15 protein-coding genes and 1 pseudogene are annotated in these 18,616 nt (G+C 63.9%); 11 read left to right on the plus strand and 5 right to left on the minus strand.

The annotated features are described in order from the left end of the window. The first annotated feature begins 63 nt into the window (after positions 1 to 63). The 3 genes from ACIU1A_RS31095 to ACIU1A_RS31105 all read left to right on the plus strand — a co-directional run bounded on the left by ACIU1A_RS31095 (position 64) and on the right by ACIU1A_RS31105 (position 2,734). Positions 64 to 882 carry a chromate resistance protein ChrB domain-containing protein gene (locus ACIU1A_RS31095; RefSeq protein WP_404926078.1) on the plus strand — a complete coding sequence of 273 codons (819 nt, stop codon included), beginning with the start codon at positions 64 to 66 and terminating at the stop codon, positions 880 to 882. Continuing rightward, complete coding sequence (gene chrA / locus ACIU1A_RS31100; RefSeq protein ID WP_404926079.1) at positions 879 to 2,270, plus strand: chromate efflux transporter; 1,392 nt, start codon at positions 879 to 881, stop codon at positions 2,268 to 2,270. Before ACIU1A_RS31095 ends, chrA begins: the two co-directional genes overlap by 4 nt. A gap of 65 nt (positions 2,271 to 2,335) precedes the next feature. After that, entirely contained in the window at positions 2,336 to 2,734 is a 399-nt protein-coding gene (locus ACIU1A_RS31105; protein ID WP_404926080.1) for a hypothetical protein, read from the plus strand. A 23-nt stretch (positions 2,735 to 2,757) separates the two neighbouring features. Here the strand turns inward: ACIU1A_RS31105 and ACIU1A_RS31110 are convergent. Together ACIU1A_RS31110 and ACIU1A_RS31115 are read right to left on the minus strand one after the other, a co-directional pair. Further along, a pseudogene (locus tag ACIU1A_RS31110) lies at positions 2,758 to 4,343 on the minus strand (trimethylamine methyltransferase family protein). 193 nt (positions 4,344 to 4,536) lie between these two features. After that, complete coding sequence (locus ACIU1A_RS31115; protein ID WP_140497014.1) at positions 4,537 to 6,030, minus strand: PLP-dependent aminotransferase family protein; 1,494 nt, start codon at positions 6,028 to 6,030, stop codon at positions 4,537 to 4,539. A gap of 260 nt (positions 6,031 to 6,290) precedes the next feature. On the opposite strand from ACIU1A_RS31115, the gene pgi reads away from it, so the two are divergent. Continuing rightward, complete coding sequence (pgi, locus tag ACIU1A_RS31120; protein ID WP_404926081.1) at positions 6,291 to 7,934, plus strand: glucose-6-phosphate isomerase; 1,644 nt, start codon at positions 6,291 to 6,293, stop codon at positions 7,932 to 7,934. A 5-nt stretch (positions 7,935 to 7,939) separates the two neighbouring features. Then, entirely contained in the window at positions 7,940 to 8,662 is a 723-nt protein-coding gene (locus ACIU1A_RS31125) for an HAD family hydrolase (RefSeq protein ID WP_140497010.1), read from the plus strand. On the opposite strand, the gene ACIU1A_RS31130 is transcribed toward ACIU1A_RS31125, so the two are convergent. Beyond that, the gene (locus ACIU1A_RS31130) at positions 8,636 to 9,382 is read right to left on the minus strand and encodes a methyltransferase (protein ID WP_181175315.1); all 747 of its coding nucleotides are present in this window, start codon (positions 9,380 to 9,382) and stop codon (positions 8,636 to 8,638) included. The two genes, ACIU1A_RS31125 and ACIU1A_RS31130, sit on opposite strands and share 27 nt — an antisense overlap. A gap of 8 nt (positions 9,383 to 9,390) precedes the next feature. Then, positions 9,391 to 11,022: a long-chain-fatty-acid--CoA ligase gene (locus ACIU1A_RS31135; protein WP_404928042.1), complete on the minus strand. Its 1,632-nt coding sequence runs from the start codon at positions 11,020 to 11,022 to the stop codon at positions 9,391 to 9,393. A gap of 169 nt (positions 11,023 to 11,191) precedes the next feature. Here ACIU1A_RS31135 and ACIU1A_RS31140 point away from each other — a divergent pair, with 169 nt between their 5' ends. From ACIU1A_RS31140 to ACIU1A_RS31165, 6 genes are all read left to right on the plus strand, one after another. Then, positions 11,192 to 11,731 (plus strand): hypothetical protein, encoded by a 540-nt coding sequence (locus ACIU1A_RS31140; protein WP_404926082.1) that lies wholly within the window; start codon positions 11,192 to 11,194, stop codon positions 11,729 to 11,731. A gap of 210 nt (positions 11,732 to 11,941) precedes the next feature. Further along, complete coding sequence (locus ACIU1A_RS31145) at positions 11,942 to 13,534, plus strand: ABC transporter substrate-binding protein (protein ID WP_140497006.1); 1,593 nt, start codon at positions 11,942 to 11,944, stop codon at positions 13,532 to 13,534. 48 nt (positions 13,535 to 13,582) lie between these two features. Further along, on the plus strand, positions 13,583 to 14,590 hold the full coding sequence (locus ACIU1A_RS31150) for an ABC transporter permease subunit (RefSeq protein WP_140497004.1): 1,008 nt from the start codon (positions 13,583 to 13,585) through the stop codon (positions 14,588 to 14,590). A gap of 70 nt (positions 14,591 to 14,660) precedes the next feature. Continuing rightward, positions 14,661 to 15,515 (plus strand): ABC transporter permease subunit, encoded by an 855-nt coding sequence (locus ACIU1A_RS31155; protein WP_181171799.1) that lies wholly within the window; start codon positions 14,661 to 14,663, stop codon positions 15,513 to 15,515. Between the two features lie 2 nt (positions 15,516 to 15,517). Then, positions 15,518 to 16,375 (plus strand): ABC transporter ATP-binding protein, encoded by an 858-nt coding sequence (locus tag ACIU1A_RS31160; protein ID WP_140497000.1) that lies wholly within the window; start codon positions 15,518 to 15,520, stop codon positions 16,373 to 16,375. Further along, the gene (locus ACIU1A_RS31165) at positions 16,372 to 17,202 is read left to right on the plus strand and encodes a dipeptide ABC transporter ATP-binding protein (protein WP_140556803.1); all 831 of its coding nucleotides are present in this window, start codon (positions 16,372 to 16,374) and stop codon (positions 17,200 to 17,202) included. Before ACIU1A_RS31160 ends, ACIU1A_RS31165 begins: the two co-directional genes overlap by 4 nt. A gap of 118 nt (positions 17,203 to 17,320) precedes the next feature. Here the strand turns inward: ACIU1A_RS31165 and ACIU1A_RS31170 are convergent, their stop codons facing one another. Further along, the gene (locus tag ACIU1A_RS31170; protein ID WP_404926083.1) at positions 17,321 to 18,601 is read right to left on the minus strand and encodes a cysteine desulfurase-like protein; all 1,281 of its coding nucleotides are present in this window, start codon (positions 18,599 to 18,601) and stop codon (positions 17,321 to 17,323) included. Positions 18,602 to 18,616: the final 15 nt, after the last annotated feature.

Below are 18,616 nucleotides of genomic sequence, written 5' to 3' on the forward strand. Positions count from 1 at the left end.
ACGACCCCGTGAGGCGTCAGCCCAACGTTCGCGTCCAGGCTTCTCTTTCAGGAGGTGGACGCCATGCCGTCAACAACCGCTGTCACCGTGCCGCAACTGATCCGTATGGTCGGTTTGCCGGGCGCGCCTGCAATCCTCGATATCCGTACCGAGGACGACTACAACGCCGATCCACGTTTGCTGCCGGCGTCGTACCGGCGCGATTTCAAAACCGTCCAGACTTGGGCAGCCGACTTCGCCGGTGGCCGCGTGGCGGTCGTCTGCCAGCAGGGAAAAAAGCTCTCGCAAGGCGTCGCCGCATGGTTGCGCCATGAAGGGATCGCCGCCGAATCGCTCGAAGGCGGCTTCGAAGCCTGGCGGGACGCCCACGGCCTTCTGGTCCGTGCCGACAGGATGCCGCCTCGTGACGACAAGGGCCGCACCGTCTGGGTGACGCGGGCCCGGCCCAAAGTCGATCGCATCGCCTGCCCCTGGCTGATCCGCCGTTTCCTCGATCCCCAAGCGGTCTTCCTGTTCGTCGACGCGGCGGAAGTGCCCGATGTCGCCAATCGTTTTCAGGCCGTTCCTTTCGACATCGACAATGCGTTCTGGAGCCATCGCGGCGAGCGCTGCACCTTCGACACGATGCTCGAGGAGTTCGGGCTCGAATCCGAAGCGCTCGACCGCCTCGCCGTGATCGTGCGCGCAGCCGACACGGCGAGCCTCGACCTAGTTCCGCAGGCGGCGGGATTTCTCGCCGCCTCGCTTGGCTTGTCGCGCATGTTTCGCGATGACCTGCAACAATTGGATGCCGGCATGCTGCTTTACGACGCGTTCTTCCGCTGGTGCCGCGACGCCACCGACGAGACGCACAATTGGCCGGCCGGGGCGAAGGCGTCATGAGCTCCCTCCTTTCCGAGGAAAGTGCCGACCTCATCGAGGCGCCTGCGGTCCCGAGCTTCCGCGAGGCCACGAAACTCTGGGCGAAGATCGGGTTGCTCAGTTTCGGCGGACCGGCTGGGCAGATCGCGCTCATGCACAGGGAATTGGTCGAGGAAAAGCGCTGGATCGGCGAGCAGCGTTTCCTGCATGCGCTGAACTACTGCATGCTGCTGCCTGGTCCCGAGGCCCAGCAACTCGCTATCTACATCGGCTGGCTGCTGCACAAGACGGTCGGCGGTCTTGTCGCCGGCGTCCTCTTCGTCGTGCCCGGCGCGCTCGTCATGCTGACCTTGAGCATTCTCTATGCGCTCTATGGTGATGCGCCGCTGGTCGACTCGCTGTTTTTCGGGGTGAAGGCGGCGGTGCTGGCGATCGTGGTCGAGGCCGTGATCCGCATCGGCCGGCGCGCCTTGAAGAACCGGGTGATGGCGGCGATCGCGCTTTGCGCCTTTGTCGGCATCTACGTGCTCAACGTCCCCTTTCCGCTCCTCGTCCTGTTTGCAGGACTGGTGGGGTGGGTCGGAAACGGCATCGCGCCGGCCCTGTTTTCTGGCGCCGCGCATGGCAGGGACGAAGCTCCCGACGCCACGGGCGCGGTCGATCTGATGTTCGAGCGCGGCGAACTGGCCCACACCAGGCCGACGCGATGGCACGCGCCGCGCACCATCGCGATCTGGCTGCCGATCTGGCTTGGACCGGTTCTGCTGATCTGGGCGTTCACATCGGCAAACAGCGTCTGGACGCAGATCGGCGGCTTCTTCAGCCTCATGGCGGTCGTCACCTTCGGCGGCGCCTATGCCGTTCTGGCCTATGTCGCGCAAGCGGCCGTCGGCTCTCTTGGCTGGCTTGCGCCAGGCGAAATGGTCGATGGCCTGGGCCTTGCCGAAACCACGCCTGGACCGCTCATCCTGGTCCTGCAGTTCGTCGGCTTCCTTGCAGGCTTGCGCCATTCCGGATCGCCATATCCGTTGTTTGCCGGATCGCTTGGAGCGTTGCTTACGCTTTGGGTTACCTTCACGCCGTGCTTCTTCTGGATATTCCTCGGCGCGCCCTACATCGAGGCGCTGCGCGGCAACAAGGCATTGTCGGCGGCATTGGGCGCGATCACCGCGGCGGTCGTCGGCGTCATCATGAATCTCGCCCTGTGGTTCGCCTTGCACGTCATCTTCCGCGACGTGCGCGCGACGGGGCTCGGAACGGAGATGCCGGTACTGTCCTCGATCGACTGGCGTGCCGCGCTGCTGTCCTGCGCTGCCATGATCGCCATCCTCAAACTGAAAATCGGCATGCTGCCGACGCTTGCCGGATCGGCCCTGGCGGGTGTTCTGCTTTTGGCGGCAACTGGCTAATATCTCCCTCCCTTTGTATTCCGCTGGCGAACCACCTAATTGGTTGAAAACGGGATCGGAATATCATGGCCGCACGGCGCTCTTCCCTCGGTTTCCTCGGCATGTTCGGCCGTTCAAGCGACCTCAGGCAGCTCGATGCCGCATTGCGCGGAGCCGACTTGCATCCCGCCCTTGTGCCGGAGGGCGTAAAGCTCACCATCGTCAACCTGATGAAGGATCACTGGCCCGACGAGCCGCCGCCGCAGGCTTATGCGCAAGTGGCGTGTTTGTTCAGCTATTGTATTGCTGGGCCTGAGGCATTCGAGCGCTCTCATGGCGCGCAGCCGCGGCAGGACGTGGAGCGTCGGATAGAGGCCGCGGTCGATGCCGGAGACAGTTTCGACGCCCAGATCGTGCTGATGGCGCTACACGCCAAGCTGGTCAATACCGAGGTCGTCGAACATTATGGGCTGAGCGCGGATTAACCTATTTTCAAAGGGGGGCGTTCTCAGCCGCCCATGCCGTTGCGCGGCAGCTTGATCATGTCGCCGAAGCGGGCGCGCAGCCTGTCGTCGAGCGGCTTCGGCACATGGCGCGGGAAGCGTTCGGCGAGGATGCGCTTCTTCTCGACGATCGCCCGCTGCAATATGTCGGGCCGGCCCTTCTCGTTCCATTCCTTCGGCGAAAACCGGTCGCCGACGGCGGGGTAGAAATATTCGGTCTGCATCAGCTTCAGCGTCTGCTCGTTGCCGAGATAGTGGCCCGGGCCTTTCAGGCAGACATCGGCGATGGTGTCGATCGACAGCGCGTCGTCCGTCACCTCGATGCCGCGCACGCAGCGCAGGCAATGGCCCAGCATGTCGTTGTCGATGATCAGGCTTTCCAGGCAGAAGCCGAGCAGGGAGGCGTGCATGCCGGCCGATTCGTAGACCAGGTTGAGGCCGGAAAGGCCGGCCATGACATTGGTGATGCCTTTTTCGTAGCCGGACTGGATGTCGGGCAGTTTCGAATCCGTCATGCCGGCGGCCGAACCCCCTGGCAGGTCGTAGAACTGCGCCATCTGCGCGCAGGCCGCGGTCAGCACCGCCTGTTCGGCCGAGCCGCCGGACATGGCGCCGGTGCGCAGGTCCGACACGAACGGCCAGGTACCGAAGATCGCCGGATGGCCCGGCTTGATGGTGTTGACATAGACAAGGCCGGCCAGCACTTCGGCCACGGCTTGCACCACCGCACCCGCGATCGCCGCCGGAGCGGTGGCCCCGGCCTGTCCGGCCGAAAGCAGCAGGATCGGGATGCCGCCTTCGACGCAGGCCTCGAGCACGCCGCAGGCGTCCTCGGCGAATTTCATCGGCGGCACGACGAAACAGTTGGAGTTCGACACGAACGGCCGGGCCCGGAAATTCTCCTCGCCGCCGGCGATCGCGTAGAGCATTTCGAGCGCCGGTTGCACGTTCTCCCGCACCGTGAAGGACGTGCCGACATGCTTGGACGTACCCATCACGCAGGCATAGAGCGTGTTGAAGTCCATTTCGAGCGGATCGGGAATGTCGCGCGGCACCATGGGCCGCTGGAAGAAATGGATGTTGTCGAGCCCGTCGACGATGCGCGCGGCATCATAGATGTCCTGCAGCAAGGATTCGCGATACTCGCGCTTCTCGACGTCGACAAGATGCACGGCAGCACCCGCCGTGCCGTAATGCACGCGCTTGCCCTGGATCACCATGTCGTGCTTCGGGTCCTGGCCGTGCAGCGTGAAATGCCGCGCCGCCCGCTTGATCGTGTCGAGCACCAGTGCGCGCGGGAAACGGATACGGCCGTCATCGCCATGGCTGGCGCCGGCCTTGGTCAGCGCCTCGATGCAGGACGGGATTGCGTTGGCGAAGCCGACCGTCTCCAGCAGGGTCAGCACCGCTTCGTGGATGCGCTCGCAATCAGTGCCGCGCAGGGGGCCATAGCTTCCCCCTCAAGGCCGGCGCGAACCGGCCTGATGTCGTCGGCGAGCGGCGCCGCCCGCATGGCGCGACGCGCTTCGCGTCCGCCGGAGCGGCGCGAACGCTGGTCGGCCGCTTCCTGCTTTTCGACAGCCACTGACATGGAAGCACTCCACCTTTTCTCGGAAGCAGGGCGGCGGTTGGTCCACCATCGGCTGCTTCGTCCCCTTTAGGCCTCGACTATGCCGCCGGCATTGGCACAGCCTATGAGCCAGCCGGTCCGGTTGCATATGCCAGTGCTAAAGAAGCAGGAGCCGCTGTTGCGCGGCTCCCGGGAGGTGGTCAGGCCCAGGTGATCAGGCGGCGGCCGGCCTGCGGCCCGCGGCGGTTGCAAGTTCGCGGATGCCGGGCTCGATATGCTGCAGCGCGATCGAGGAGATGCCCAAGCGCATGAAACGCGAAGGCTTTTCGGTGCGGTCGAAGAAGCGGTCGCCCGGCTCGATGATGACGCTGCGCGAGGCGGCGGCCTCGGCCAGTCCGCGGGAATCGGTGCCGCGCGGTCCCTCCAGCCACAGCGACGTGCCGCCGGCCGAGTCGGTCGAACGCCACTCGGGCAGGAAAGCGGAAATCGCATGGACCAGGCGCTTGCGCCGCTCGTCGAAGGCGCTCGACAGCCGCCGCACCAGCGCCTCGTGGTGGCCGAGCGACAGGAACAGCGCGACCGCGCGCTGGTTGTTGGCCGGCGGATGGCGCAGCATGAAGCGGCGCAGCGCCCTGAGTTCGGCGATTAGTCCAGCCGAGGCCACGATGTAGCCAAGCCGCAGGCCCGGAGCCAGCGTCTTCGACATCGAGCCGACATAGATCACGCGGCCCGAGCGGTCGAGGCTCTTCAAGGCCTGCTGCGGCGCCTCGTCCAGAAGCTGGCTGTCATAGCCGTCCTCGATGATGATCTGGTTGTAGCGGTTGGCGCGCGCCAGAAGGTCCTGCCGGCGCTCCGCCGACAGCGGCACCATGGTCGGGCAATGATGGCTAGGCGTGACGAAGACAAAGCCGGAATCGTTGGGAATCGAAGAGGTTACGATGCCGGACTGGTCGACCGGCACCGGCTGGATGTCGGCGCCGGCGAGCCGGAAGATCGAGCGTGCGTCGGGGTAGCCCGGATCCTCCATCGCCACCTTCGAGCCCTTGGTCATCAAAAGCGTCGCCAGCATGTAGAGCGCGTTCTGGGCGCCCAGCGTGACGATGATCTCGTCGGGGTTGGCGAAGATGCCGCGCCTGGGCAGCAGCCGCGCCTGGATCTGCTCGATCAGCAGCGGATCGTCGCGATCGACCATGTCGGAGGCCCAGTTGCGGATCTCCAGCACGGCAAGCGCCATGCGGTTGCACTCGCGCCACTCGGCGGTCGGGAACAGCGCCGGATCGAACTGGCCATAGACGAAGGGATAGGACGACTTGATCCAGTTCTCGTGCTTGGCCGGCGGCGGCATGTCGCTGGCCGCGATCTGCCGGCGTGCCTTCCAGTCGATCTCGTTGGCCTGGTCGGGCGCCTTCTGGTGCGGCTTGGCCGGCGTCGCCAAAACGTCGGGATTGACGAAATGGCCGCGCCGCTCGCGCGCCACCAGGAAGCCCTGGTCGACCAGTTGCTGGAAGGCCAGCACCACGGTTCCGCGCGCCACGCCGAGTTTTTCTGCCAATATCCGGCATGAGGGAAGCGGCATGGAAGCGGCGATCTGGCGGTCGAGAATGGCGGCCACGATCGCCTGGCGGATCTGTGCCTGCAAAGTCTGGCCGGATTCGGCCGAAATCCGGAACAGGCCGGACCATATGGCCGTGTCGTTGCGCTGTGGCATGGGAAATGTTCCTCGATGGCCAGCTTTTTTCGTTTGGCTGGACCAGTCGAATGTAACGGTGGCACAAGGGGTTGCGCCAATCAATTTTTCTGATCTTTGGGATTTATGCCAGTGATCTTTCGGCCTTCGCATCCCGTGTAACGCAGTGCGTCATCGCCGCGTATTGACCGGACGGAATTCGGCTCAATAGTTTGGCGCGACGACACGCGCCGGAAACATCCGGTCTGCTAAGATAATTTAACAGTCCCAGGAGCCCGCCGGTGGATCAGTCAGCCTTCCAAAAACAGCTTGCCGCCTTGCGCGACCATCGCGCCGCGGCAGCCGGCGATATGCGCCAGGCCTTCGCCGCCGATCCGCAGCGGTTCAAGACGTTCTCCGCCAGCGACGGCGACCTGTTGCTCGACTGGTCGAAATGCGCCGTCGATGCGCGCACGATGGACCTGCTGGAGAATCTGGCTGACGCCGCCGATCTCGAAGGCCGCCGCGCCGCCATGTTCGCCGGCAAGAAGATCAACGTTACAGAGGGCCGCGCTGTTCTGCACACCGCCCTGCGCAACCTGACCGGCAAGGGCATCGTGCTCGACGGGCAGGATGTGAAGGCGGAGGTCATCGCCGTATTGGACGCGATGGGCGCCTTCGCCGACGCGGTGCGTTCCGGCAAGGCGACAGGCGCCACCGGCAAGAAGATCACCGACATCGTCAATATCGGCATCGGCGGCTCCGATCTCGGCCCGGCCATGGCGACGTTGGCGCTGGCGCCCTATCATGACGGTCCGCGCGCGCACTATGTCTCCAACATCGACGGCGCCCATATCCACGACACGCTGAAGGGCCTTTCCGCCGAGAGCACGCTTTTTATCGTCGCCTCCAAGACCTTCACCACGGTCGAAACGATGACCAATGCGCAGACGGCGCGCGACTGGGTCCAAAAGGCGCTCGGCAAGGAAGCGATCGGCAAGCACTTCGCCGCTGTCTCGACGGCACTCGACCTGGTGGCGAAGTTCGGCATCGAGCCGGACCGCGTCTTCGGCTTCTGGGATTGGGTCGGCGGCCGCTATTCTGTGTGGGGCGCCATCGGCCTTCCCGTGATGATCGCCATTGGTCCACGCGATTTCCGCGCCTTCCTCGATGGCGCGCACGAAATGGACGAACACTTCCGCACAGCGCCGCTGGCCAAAAACCTGCCGGTGCTGCTTGGCCTTGTCGGCTGGTGGCATCGCGTCGTTTGCAAATACCCGGCCCGCGCGGTCATCCCCTATGACCAGCGCCTGTCCAGGCTGCCGGCCTATCTCCAGCAGCTCGACATGGAATCGAACGGCAAGAGCGTCACCCTGGACGGCGGCCCCGTGGCGACGCCGACCGGGCCGCTGGTCTGGGGCGAGCCCGGCACCAACGGCCAGCATGCGTTCTTCCAGCTCCTGCACCAGGGAACCGATTTCATTCCGGTCGAATTCCTCGCCGCGGCGAACGGCCACGAGCCGGAGCTGAAGCACCATCACGACCTGCTGCTCGCCAACTGCCTGGCGCAGTCGGAAGCCTTCATGAGGGGCCGCACGCTGGAGGAAGCGCGCGCGCAGATGCTGTCCAAGGGCATGAAGCCGGCCGATGTCGATCGCATTGCCCCGCACCGCGTCTTCTCCGGCAACCGGCCCTCGGTGACCATTCTTTATCGCAAGCTCGACCCGCGCACGCTCGGCCGCCTGATCGCTCTCTACGAACACCGCGTCTTCGTCGAGGGAACGCTGTTCGACATCAACTCCTTCGACCAATGGGGCGTCGAGCTCGGCAAGGAACTGGCCACCGGCCTTCTGCCAGTCGTGGAAGGCAAGGAAAGTGCCGCAAAGCGGGATGCCTCGACCGCCGGCCTGGTGGAACACATCCACCATTTGCGTGGTTCGGAGTGACTGAGTTGGCAGACATCAAGGGAATATTGTTCGACAAGGACGGAACGCTTGTCGACTTCAATGCGACCTGGCTCGGGGTTGCCGACTTCATGGCCATGGACGCCTCCGAAGGCGACCGCTGGAAGGCCGACAGGCTGCTTGCGGCCGCGGGCTTCGATTTCGCCAACAGGCGCTTCAAGCCCGACTCCATCTTTGCCTCCGGCACCAATCTCGACGTCGTCGAATTGTGGTTTCCGCGCCTGTCCGATGAAGACCAGATGCTGGCCGTCGCCCGCTTCAACCAGATCACCTCGGTGCAGGGCTCGGCGATGGCGGTGGCTCTGCCGGGCATCGTCGAAACGCTCGGCACCTTGCACGCAAGGTCCTATCGGCTCGGCGTCGCCACCAACGATTCGACCAGCGGCGCGGAAAAAACGCTGGTGACGCTCGGCGTCGCGCAGCTGTTCGACGCCGCCTACGGCTATGACGCGGTGGCCAATCCCAAGCCGGCGCCGGATACGATCCAGGCCTTCTGCGATCTCACCGGCCTGAAGCCGACGCAGGTCGCCATGATCGGCGATAACCGCCACGATCTCGAAATGGCGCGTGCCGGCGGCTGCGGCCTGGCGGTCGGCGTGCTCTCGGGCACCGGCACGCGTGAATCTCTGGCCGGAATTGCCGACGTGATCCTGGATTCGGTTGTCGACCTGCCGGATTTCCTTTCAGCGCGGGTCAAGGAGACGATCTGATCTCGTCGCTAGCGGCGTCTCGGCTTCGAAGGAAAAGACGCCGCTCGGCCTGCTTGCGGCGCCCTTCGCGTCGCCGAAATCCGGCACCTGATATTCGGCGAGCAGCCTGAGCCGCGACAATGGTAGATCGGCGCGGCGCGGGTCGCCGATCAGGACCTCGACGCCATCGGCAAGGCAGCGGTCGAGGAAGGGGATCATGCGTTCGGCGACATCGGGTCCGTAGAACACGTCGCCGGCCAGCACAAGGTCGACCGCCGGTGGCGGACCGGTGGTAATGTCTTTGCAGATCACCGAGATCGTGACGCCGTTGTCTTTTGCATTGAGACCGAGCGCGGCGACGCCGTTTCGGTCGATCTCGGCGGCGATCACTTCGCGGGCCCCGGCCTTCGCGGCAGCGATGCCGACAATGCCGGAACCGGCACCAAGGTCGAGCACGCGGCGTCCCGCCACGGTCATCGGATGGTCGAGGACATAGCGCGCGAGCACGGTGCCGCCGGCCCATGCGTAGGCCCAGTAGGGCGGTTGTGGCTCCGGTGCATCTTCCGCATCGCCTTCGGGCTCGACGAGCCGTCTCAATCCGCTGCTGGGGTGCGCCGTGTAAAACCGGATTTCTGGAAGCGCAGGCGCAGGGACAAGGCGCATGTTGGCCTTGATGAACTCGGCCGGGTCGAGGCGCTGGCGCCGGTCCGGCGCATCGTCGCCGGCAAGATCGTGGTCCAAGCCGGCTCCTATTCGCGCAATGCGCGCCGCAGGATCTTTCCGACCGGCGTCTTCGGCAGTTCTGTCCTGAATTCGATGTATCTGGGCCGCTTGTAGCCGGTCAGGTTCTCACGGCAATAGGCGGTGATGGCCTCGGCGGTCAGCGCCTGGTCCTTCTTGACGATGAACAGTTTCGGCACTTCGCCCGAATGCTCGTCCGGCACGCCGATTGCCGCCACTTCGAGCACGCCGGGATGCAGCGCCACGACTTCCTCGAGCTCGGTCGGATAGACGTTGAAGCCGGAAACGAGGATCATGTCCTTCTTGCGGTCGACGATCTTGGTGTAGCCGCGCTCGTCCATGAAGCCCATGTCGCCCGACTTGAAGAAGCCGTCCTTGGTCATCACCTTGGCGGTCTCGTCAGGCCGGTTCCAGTAGCCCGCCATCACCTGCGGCCCCTTGATGCAGATTTCGCCGACCTCGCCGAGCGGCAAATTGTTGTCCTCCTCGTCGCGGATGGCGATCTCGGTAGACGGCAGCGGCAGGCCGATCGTGCCGGTGAATTCGCCGGAGCTGAACTTGTTGGCCGTTGCCACGGGCGACGTCTCCGACAGGCCGTAGCCTTCACTGACCGGGCAGCCCGTCAGCGCCTTCCAGCGCTCGGCGACGCCCTTCTGCACCGCCATGCCGCCGCCCAGCGTCAGGAGCAGCGGCTTGAAGTCGAGCTTGCGGAAATCCTCATTGTTGAGCAGCGCGTTGAACAGCGTGTTGAGGCCTGGAAAGATATGGATCGGATACTTGCCCATTTCCTTGACGAAGCCGGGGATGTCGCGCGGGTTGGGGATCAGTATGTTCTGTCCACCCATTTGCATGCCCATCAGCGCATTCACGGTCAGCGCGAAGATATGATAGAGCGGCAGTGCGCAGATGAGGTTGAGATGGGCGGGTTTTGGCTTGACCGTGTAAGCGTCCTGCAGCCACAGCGAATTCTGCGCGACATTGGCCAGCACGTTGCTGTGCAGCAGGATAGCACCCTTCGAGATTCCCGTGGTGCCGCCGGTATATTGCAGGAACGCGATATCGTCGGCCGCCACCTTGGCCGGCTTGAAACCCATGCCGCTGCCCACCTTCAGCGCCGCGTTGAACTTGACATGGCCGGGCAATGACCAGGCCGGCACCATCTTCTTGACGCGGCGCACCACCAGATTGACGATGCTTCCCTTGAGCCCGCCGAGCATGTCGCCCATGGCCGCGACGACGACGTGCTTGACCGACGTCCTGGCGATCACCGCTTGCAAGGTGCTGGCGAAGTTCTCCAGGATGATGATCGCTTGTGCCCCGGAATCCTTGAGCTGGTGTTCCAGCTCGCGCGGCGTGTAGAGAGGGTTGACGTTGACCACCGTGTAGCCGGCGCGCGCCACCGCCATCATCGCCACCGGATATTGCAGCACGTTCGGCATCATCAGGGCGACGCGTGCGCCTTTGGGCAACCCGGTCGATTGCAGGTAGGCGCCGAACGCCGCCGAAAGCCGTTCGAGTTCCGCATAGGTGATCGACTTGCCCATGCAGGTGAAGGCCGGCTGGCCGGCAAATTGCTTGCAGGCGGCAACGAGGAAATCGCCGATGGAGCTGTAGGGCAGGGCGCCGATCTCGGCCGGCATGTTCTTCGGGTAGCTTTCCAGCCAGGGCTTTTCCGGCAAGCCTGCGGCAAGGGCGGTGAGCGCTTTCGGCAATCGCTTGGCGGCCGCCGGTCTCGAGGCCGCCGGTGCCGGCTTGGCCACGGATGCGGCTTGTGCGGCCCCAGTCTTGCTAGTCCGGGTCGCCCCGGTCTTGCTCGCGCCAGTCTTCGTCGTCCCGGCCTTGGTCGAACTGGTCTTTGTCGTCCCGGTTTTAGCAGTTCCGGCCTTCGCCGACGTCTTTGCGGGGACGGCTTTGGCCGCCGGCTTCGCGGCCGGTTTGACAACAGCGTCCGCCTTGCCGGCGGAAGGTTTCCCTGCGACCTTTGCCTTTGTGCTCTTTGCGCCCTTTGCGTTCTTGGCGGAGGGCGTTGGCTGCTTGTCGGCGCCCGCGGCCGGCTTCAGGGTCGCCTTGGCCGTCTTCGGCGGAGCCGTCCTGTTCGATGCTTTTGCCAACCGTCCCTCCCTGTTTTGTTCGCCCCTGCCGCGCTCGCGTCCTGCTAAGAGAGGCGTCCCCCGCTGCCGACGGTGCCTTGTCTATGTATGGCCTCTATCGGCGGGCGTGCAAGCCTTGCCCCAGCGGCAAGCCGTCGAAAGATTTGCCGCCGAAAATCTTTCCCGCCACGGGCGCAGCGGCCCTGCATCGTCCGGCATCCCCGGTCATATGAAAGCGGGCGCGACGTTGATCTCGTAAGATTGGTGATCAATAAAAAAATGCGGTCGTTAATAATGTTGTGAATAGAAAAAAATACTGAATTTTCCCATTTTTTTGCGGAGAGGAGGATTTTTTTCCCGCTTACCATGGGGTAGGCAAACTGGGTGTTCCAAAGCCGGAGAAACGGTGCTTATATGCGCGCTTCGCGAGCCTGATAGAGGGGCTTGGAAAAACATCAGGGAGTGCTCAATGAGGAAGAAACTGACTTTTGCAGCCGCGTTGCTGGCTGCAAGCGTCCTGGGCGGCGTGGCCAACGCAAAAACCTTGGTCTACTGCGCCGAAGCTTCGCCGGAAGGCTTTGACCCGGCGCCCTACACCGCGGGACAGACGTTCGATGCGTCTTCGCGTACGGTCTTCAACCGCCTCGTCGAATTCGATCATGGCAAGACAACGGTCTCGCCGGGCCTGGCCGAAAGCTGGTCCATTTCCGACGATGGCAAGGAATACACGTTCAAGCTTCGCAAGGGTGTGAAGTTCGCCGCTACCGACTATTTCACCCCGACGCGCGACTTCAACGCCGACGACGTGGTGTTCTCGTTCCAGCGTCAGGTCGACAAGAACGGCCCCTGGTTCCAGTACATACCGGGCATTGCCTACCAGTATTACAATGACCAGTTCGGCGACAACATCACCAAGGTCGAGAAGGTCGACGACCTGACGGTGAAGTTCACCCTCAAGGAGCCGGCGATCACTTTGATCCCGACGCTGGGCATGGACTTCGCCTCAATCGTTTCCAAGGAATATGCCGACAAGCTGCAGGCGGACAAGACGCCTGAACTGTTCAACCAGAAGCCGATTGGCACCGGCCCGTTCATCTTCGTCGATTACCAGACCGACGCTGCCATCCGCTACAAGGCCAACCCCGACTATTGGGGCGGCAAGCAGAAGATCGACGACCTTGTCTTCGCCATCACCACCGATCCGGCGGTCCGTGCGCAGAAGCTGAAGGCCGGCGAATGCAACATCATGTCCTACCCGGCGCCGGCCGACATCGCCGGCCTGCAGGCCGATCCGAACCTGAAGGTCGACGAGCAGGAAGGCCTCAATGTCGGTGCGCTGATGTACAACACCCAGCAGAAGCCGTTCGACGACGTGCGCGTGCGCAAGGCGCTCAACATGGCCATCAACAAGAAGGCTATCATCGACGCGGTCTTCCAGGGCGCCGGCCAGGTGGCCGTCAACCCGATCCCGCCGACCATGTGGTCCTACAACAAGGACGTGAAGGACGATCCGTACGATCCGGATGCGGCCAAGAAGATGCTCGAAGAGGCCGGCGTCAAGGACCTCAAGATGAATGTCTGGGCCATGCCTGTGTCGCGCCCCTACATGCCGAACGCGCGCCGCACCGCCGAGCTGATCCAGGCCGACTTCGCCAAGGTCGGCGTCACAGTCAACATCGTCAGCTACGATTGGGGTGAATACCTCAAGCGCGCTTCGGCGGTCGATCACGACGGCGCCGTCATCGTCGGCTGGACCGGTGACAATGGCGATCCGGACAACTTCCTCGGTGTGCTCTTGAGCTGCGCTTCCGTCGGTTCGAACAACCGCGCGGAATGGTGCAACAAGGACTTCGATGCGCTCATCAACAAGGCCAAGACGGTTTCCGACCAGGCCGAGCGCACCAAGCTCTACGAACAGGCGCAGGTCATCTTCAAGGAACAGGCACCGTGGGCGACGCTCGCACACTCCAAGGTGTTCATGCCGATGCAGAAGACCGTCTCCGGCTTTGCGATGGATCCGCTCGGCATCCATCGCTTCGACGGCGTCGATATCGCCGAATAAGGTTCGCGAAACGGGGCGGCGCCACAGCGCCGTCCCACCTCGCCCGCCATGCTGCGTTATATCCTCGGCAAGCTCGCCCTCATCGTCCCGACCTTCATCGGGATAACCATCCTCGCCTTCGGCTTCGTGCGCATCCTGCCCGGTGATCCGGTGCTGGTGCTCGCGGGCGAACGCGGCCTGTCGCCCGAACGTCACGCTGCGCTGATGCACCAGTTCGGCTTCGACCTGCCGATCTGGCGACAGTACCTGACCTATCTGGCCAATATCCTCAGCGGTGATTTCGGCACCTCGTTTTCCACCAAGACGCCGGTGCTCAAGGATTTCCTGGTGCGGTTCCCGGCGACGGTCGAACTTGCCATCTTCGCCATGATCTTCGCCATCGTCATCGGCGTCGCCTTCGGCATCTTCGCCGCGATCCGCCGCGGCTCCTGGTTCGACCAACTGACCATGGGAACGGCGCTGGCAGGCTATTCCATGCCGATCTTCTGGTGGGGGCTGCTGCTGATCATCGTGTTCTCCGGCATGCTGCACTGGACACCGGTTTCCGGCCGCATCGACCTTCTCTATTTCTTCAAGCCGGTAACCGGCTTCATGACCATCGATTCCCTGATCTCCGGACAGAAGGGTGCATTCCGCTCGGCCCTGTCGCACCTCGTCCTGCCCACCATCGTGCTCGGCACCATTCCGCTTGCCGTCATCGCCAGGCAGACGCGGTCGGCCATGCTCGAGGTCCTCGGCGAGGATTATGTGCGCACCGCGCGCGCCAAGGGCCTGGCGCCTCGCCGCGTCATCGGGCTGCACGCTTTCCGCAATGCGCTGATCCCGGTCGTCACCACCATTGGCCTGCAGGTCGGCACGCTCCTGACCGGCGCCATCCTGACCGAGAGCATTTTTTCGTGGCCAGGCATCGGCAAATGGATGATCGACGCTATTTCCAAGCGCGACTATTTCACCGTGCAAGGCGGGTTGCTTTTGATCGCGCTCATCGTCATGTCGGTGAACCTCATCGTCGACGTGCTCTATGCCGTCATCAACCCGCGTATCCGGGCGAATTGACATGACCAACGAAGGCCCTGCCACAATCGAAGCCGCGACCGTCGTCAGGCCGCAGGACGCCCGGCTGCAGATGTTCGCCGAGTTCTGGCACTATTTCTCGATCAACAAGGGCGCGGTGATCGGCCTCTTCGTCTTCGCGCTGCTGATCCTGATCGCCGTCTTCGCGCCGCTGCTCGCCCCGCATTCGCCCGACGACCAGTTCCGCGACTTCTTCCTGACGCCGCCGGCCTGGCAGGCGGGCGGCAACGCCCAGTTCCTGCTCGGCACCGACGCCGTCGGCCGCGACATTCTCTCGCGCCTGATCTACGGCTCGCGCTTCTCGCTCGCCATCGGCTTCGTCGTCGTCACCACGGCGCTGATCTCCGGCGTCATCCTCGGCCTGCTTGCCGGTTACTGCCGCGGCTGGGTGGATACGCTCATCATGCGCATCATGGACATCATCCTGGCCTTCCCGTCGCTTCTGCTGGCCCTGGTTCTGGTCGCCGTGCTTGGCCCGGGCCTCGTCAACGCCATGATCGCCATCGCCTTCGTTCTGCAGCCGCACTTCGCCCGCCTCACCCGCGCCGCCGTGATGGCGGAAAAGAACCGCGAATACGTCATCTCGGCCAAGGTCGCCGGCGCCAGCCATCTCAGGCTGATGCTGGTCACCATCCTTCCCAACTGCATCGCGCCGCTGATCGTGCAGGCGACGCTGTCCTTCTCCAACGCCATTCTCGAGGCCGCGGCGCTGGGCTTCCTCGGCATGGGCGCGCAGCCGCCGACCCCGGAATGGGGCACGATGCTGGCCGAAGCACGCGAGTTCATCCTGCGCGCCTGGTGGGTGGTGACCTTCCCGGGCCTTGCCATCCTGATCACCGTCTTTGCCATCAACCTGATCGGCGACGGCCTGCGCGACGCGCTCGACCCCAAGCTGAAGAGGTCGTGAGCATGTCCCTGCTCGAGATCAAGAATCTCACCGTTTCCTTCGACACCGCCGCCGGTCCGTTCATGGCCGTGCAGGGCATCGACCTGTCGATCGAGCCGCGCGAGGTGCTGGCGATCGTCGGCGAATCCGGTTCCGGCAAATCGGTGGCGATGCTGGCGGTGATGGGGCTGCTGCCCAACACCGCGACCGTCAAGGCCGACCGCATGGCCTTCGACGGCGTCGATCTTCTGAAGCTCAGCCCGTCCGAGCGGCGCAAGATCGTCGGCAAGGATATCTCCATGATCTTCCAGGAGCCGATCGCCAGCCTCAACCCGTGCTTCACCGTCGGCTTCCAGATCGAGGAGGTGCTGCGCTTCCACATGGGCATGGACCGCGCCCAGCGCCGCGCGCGCGCCATCGAATTGATGAAGCTCGTCGGCATTGCCGATCCGGAAGAACGGCTGAGCTCGTTTCCGCACCAGATGTCGGGCGGCCAGTGCCAGCGCGTCATGATCGCCATCGCCATCGCCTGCAATCCGAAGCTCTTGATCGCGGACGAGCCGACCACCGCGCTCGATGTCACCATCCAGAAGCAGATCCTTGATCTCCTGGTTTCGCTGCAGGCCAAATACGGCATGGGCCTGATCATGATCACCCACAATATGGGCGTGGTGGCCGAGACAGCCGACCGCGTCATCGTCCAGTACAAGGGCCGCAAGATGGAAGAGGCCGACGTGCTGTCGCTGTTCGAGAGCCCGAAAAGCAACTACACGCGCGCGCTGCTGTCGGCGCTGCCGGAGAACGCGGTCGGCGACCGGCTGCCGACCGTTTCCGACATGCTGTTCGAGCCGGCGCCCTCAGCCGCGGGAGCCTCCGCATGAGCACCACCGTCCTCGAAGGCAAGAACATCGTTCGCGACTACCATATCGGCGGCGGCCTGTTCAGCGGGCCGCGCACGGTGCACGCGGTCAAGGGCGTCTCGTTCACCGTGGACAAGGGCAAGACGCTCGCCATCGTCGGCGAAAGCGGCTGCGGCAAGTCCACGCTCGCCCGCATCATCACGCTCATCGATCCGGCGACATCGGGCGAGCTGTTCATCGACGGCAACAAGGTCGACATCGCCAGGGGCGGATTGACCAAGGAGATGCGCCGCAAGGTGCAGATCGTCTTCCAGAACCCCTACGGATCGCTCAACCCGCGCCAGAAGATCGGCGACGTGCTGGGCGAACCGCTGCTGATCAACACCGACAAGACGGCCGCCGAGCGGCGCGACCTCGCCATGAAGATGCTGAAGAAGGTCGGCCTCGGTCACGAGCACTACAACCGCTATCCGCACATGTTCTCGGGCGGCCAGCGCCAGCGCATCGCCATCGCCCGTGCGCTGATGCTGAACCCGAGCCTTCTGGTGCTGGACGAGCCGGTCTCGGCGCTCGATCTTTCGGTGCAGGCGCAGGTGCTCAACCTGCTCGCCGACCTACAGGACGAGTTCCAGCTGACCTATGTCTTCATCAGCCACGACCTCTCCGTGGTGCGCTACATCGCCGACGATGTGATGGTGATGTATTTCGGCGAGGCGGTCGAATACGGCTCGCGCGACGAGGTCTTTTCAGACCCCAAGCACAGCTACACCAGGACCCTGTTCGCCGCCACGCCGCGCGCCGACGTCGCCAGCATCAAGGCGAGGCTGGCGAAGAAGAAAGCGGCTTAAGCCGCGGTGGTCGTCATCCTCGGGTCTGCGCCGCGTCGCTCCGCTCCTTGCTCCGCCCGTGGATGACGAAACGGAGGCAGTCAAGCCTCCGGTTTCTCTCGCGAAAAGGGTCGAGCGCTTACGACAGCTTCGCGATGACAGCCCGCAGCGCTTCACCGAAACGCCTGACCTCGTCTACCGTATTGTAGTGCACCAGCGAGGCGCGGATGGCGCCGCTGTCCATCGACAGGTTAAGGCGCTTCATCAGGCGCGGGGCGTACATGTGGCCGTCGCGGATGCCGATCTGCAATTCGGCCATTTCCTCAACGATCCGCTGCGGCGACAATTTGCCGATGTTGAAACAGAAGGTCGGCACGCGTTCGTTGATCCGGGCCTCCTCGGAAACGCCGTAGATCGTTGCCCCGCAGCTCTTCAGCACAGCCAGCATCTCGCGCGCCAGCACCAGCTCGTAGTCGCGGATGGCGCCCATGCCGGCGACGATGTTTTCGCGCCGCGAGCGGTTGTTGGACGGAGCAAGATTGCGGCCGATGAGCTCGAGATACTGCACGGCCGCATCCATGCCCGACACGTTCTCGTAAATGAAGGTGCCGGCCTCGACCTTGTAGGGCGGCTCGTCGGGGATGAAGTCCTCGCGGAAGGTCGGCAGTCGCTTCAGCGTTTCGAAGCGGCCCCACAGGAAACCCATATGCGGCGAGAAATTCTTGTAGCCGGAACAGACGAGATAGTCGCAATCCCAGGCCTGTACATCGATCAGCCCATGCGGCCCGTAATGCACGCAGTCGAGGAACACTTCGGCGCCGGCGGCGTGCGCGATCCCTGCCACCGAAGCCACGTCGACGATCGAGCCGATGGAATGCGCCGTCACCGTGCAGGCGACAAGCCGGGTGCGTTCTGAAACCAGCGGGCGCAGATCGTCGACATGCAGATTGCCGTCCTCGCGCATGCGCCACCATTTGAACTTGGCGCCGGCGGATTCGAGCGCCAGCCATGTCGCGATGTTGGCGTCGTGGTCCATGTCGGTGACGACGATCTCGTCGCGCTCTCCAAGCATCTGGCCGATGCCGAGGCTGACCAGGCGGATGAACGAGGTGGCGTTCATGCCGAAGCAGATCTCGGATGGGCTGTAGGCATTGATCAGCAGTGCCACGCTTGTCCGCGCATCGGCGACCGACTGATCGACAGTGACGCTGCGGCCATAGCGGCCGCCGCGCTGCACATTGTGCGATACCAGATGGTTGGTCACCGCATCGAGCACGCTCTGCGGAATCTGCGCGCCGGCGGCGTTGTCCAGGAAGATGAAGTCGCCTGCCCGCTGCAAGGCCGGGAACATCGCCCGGATTCGTTCAACAGGAAACGCGCCGGAAGTGCCGGTCGCATTGGCGGCTTGATGCTTGTTCATGGTCGTCTCCTGCGA

Origin of the sequence: Mesorhizobium maamorense (genome assembly GCF_044998965.1) — a bacterium.
Lineage (GTDB): Bacteria > Pseudomonadota > Alphaproteobacteria > Rhizobiales > Rhizobiaceae > Mesorhizobium.

Excerpts from the sequence above, each read along its gene's own strand:
- ACIU1A_RS31095 (WP_404926078.1), top strand. The coding sequence starts at position 64 with ATGCCGTCAACAACCGCTGTCACCGTGCCGCAACTGATCCGTATGGTC.
- chrA (WP_404926079.1), top strand. The coding sequence starts at position 879 with ATGAGCTCCCTCCTTTCCGAGGAAAGTGCCGACCTCATCGAGGCGCCT.
- ACIU1A_RS31105 (WP_404926080.1), top strand. The coding sequence starts at position 2,336 with ATGGCCGCACGGCGCTCTTCCCTCGGTTTCCTCGGCATGTTCGGCCGT.
- ACIU1A_RS31115 (WP_140497014.1), bottom strand. The coding sequence starts at position 6,030 with ATGCCACAGCGCAACGACACGGCCATATGGTCCGGCCTGTTCCGGATT.
- ACIU1A_RS31135 (WP_404928042.1), bottom strand. The coding sequence starts at position 11,022 with ATGCCGGCCGAGATCGGCGCCCTGCCCTACAGCTCCATCGGCGATTTC.
- ACIU1A_RS31145 (WP_140497006.1), top strand. The coding sequence starts at position 11,942 with ATGAGGAAGAAACTGACTTTTGCAGCCGCGTTGCTGGCTGCAAGCGTC.
- ACIU1A_RS31150 (WP_140497004.1), top strand. The coding sequence starts at position 13,583 with ATGCTGCGTTATATCCTCGGCAAGCTCGCCCTCATCGTCCCGACCTTC.
- ACIU1A_RS31155 (WP_181171799.1), top strand. The coding sequence starts at position 14,661 with ATGTTCGCCGAGTTCTGGCACTATTTCTCGATCAACAAGGGCGCGGTG.
- ACIU1A_RS31160 (WP_140497000.1), top strand. The coding sequence starts at position 15,518 with ATGTCCCTGCTCGAGATCAAGAATCTCACCGTTTCCTTCGACACCGCC.
- ACIU1A_RS31165 (WP_140556803.1), top strand. The coding sequence starts at position 16,372 with ATGAGCACCACCGTCCTCGAAGGCAAGAACATCGTTCGCGACTACCAT.
- ACIU1A_RS31170 (WP_404926083.1), bottom strand. The coding sequence starts at position 18,601 with ATGAACAAGCATCAAGCCGCCAATGCGACCGGCACTTCCGGCGCGTTT.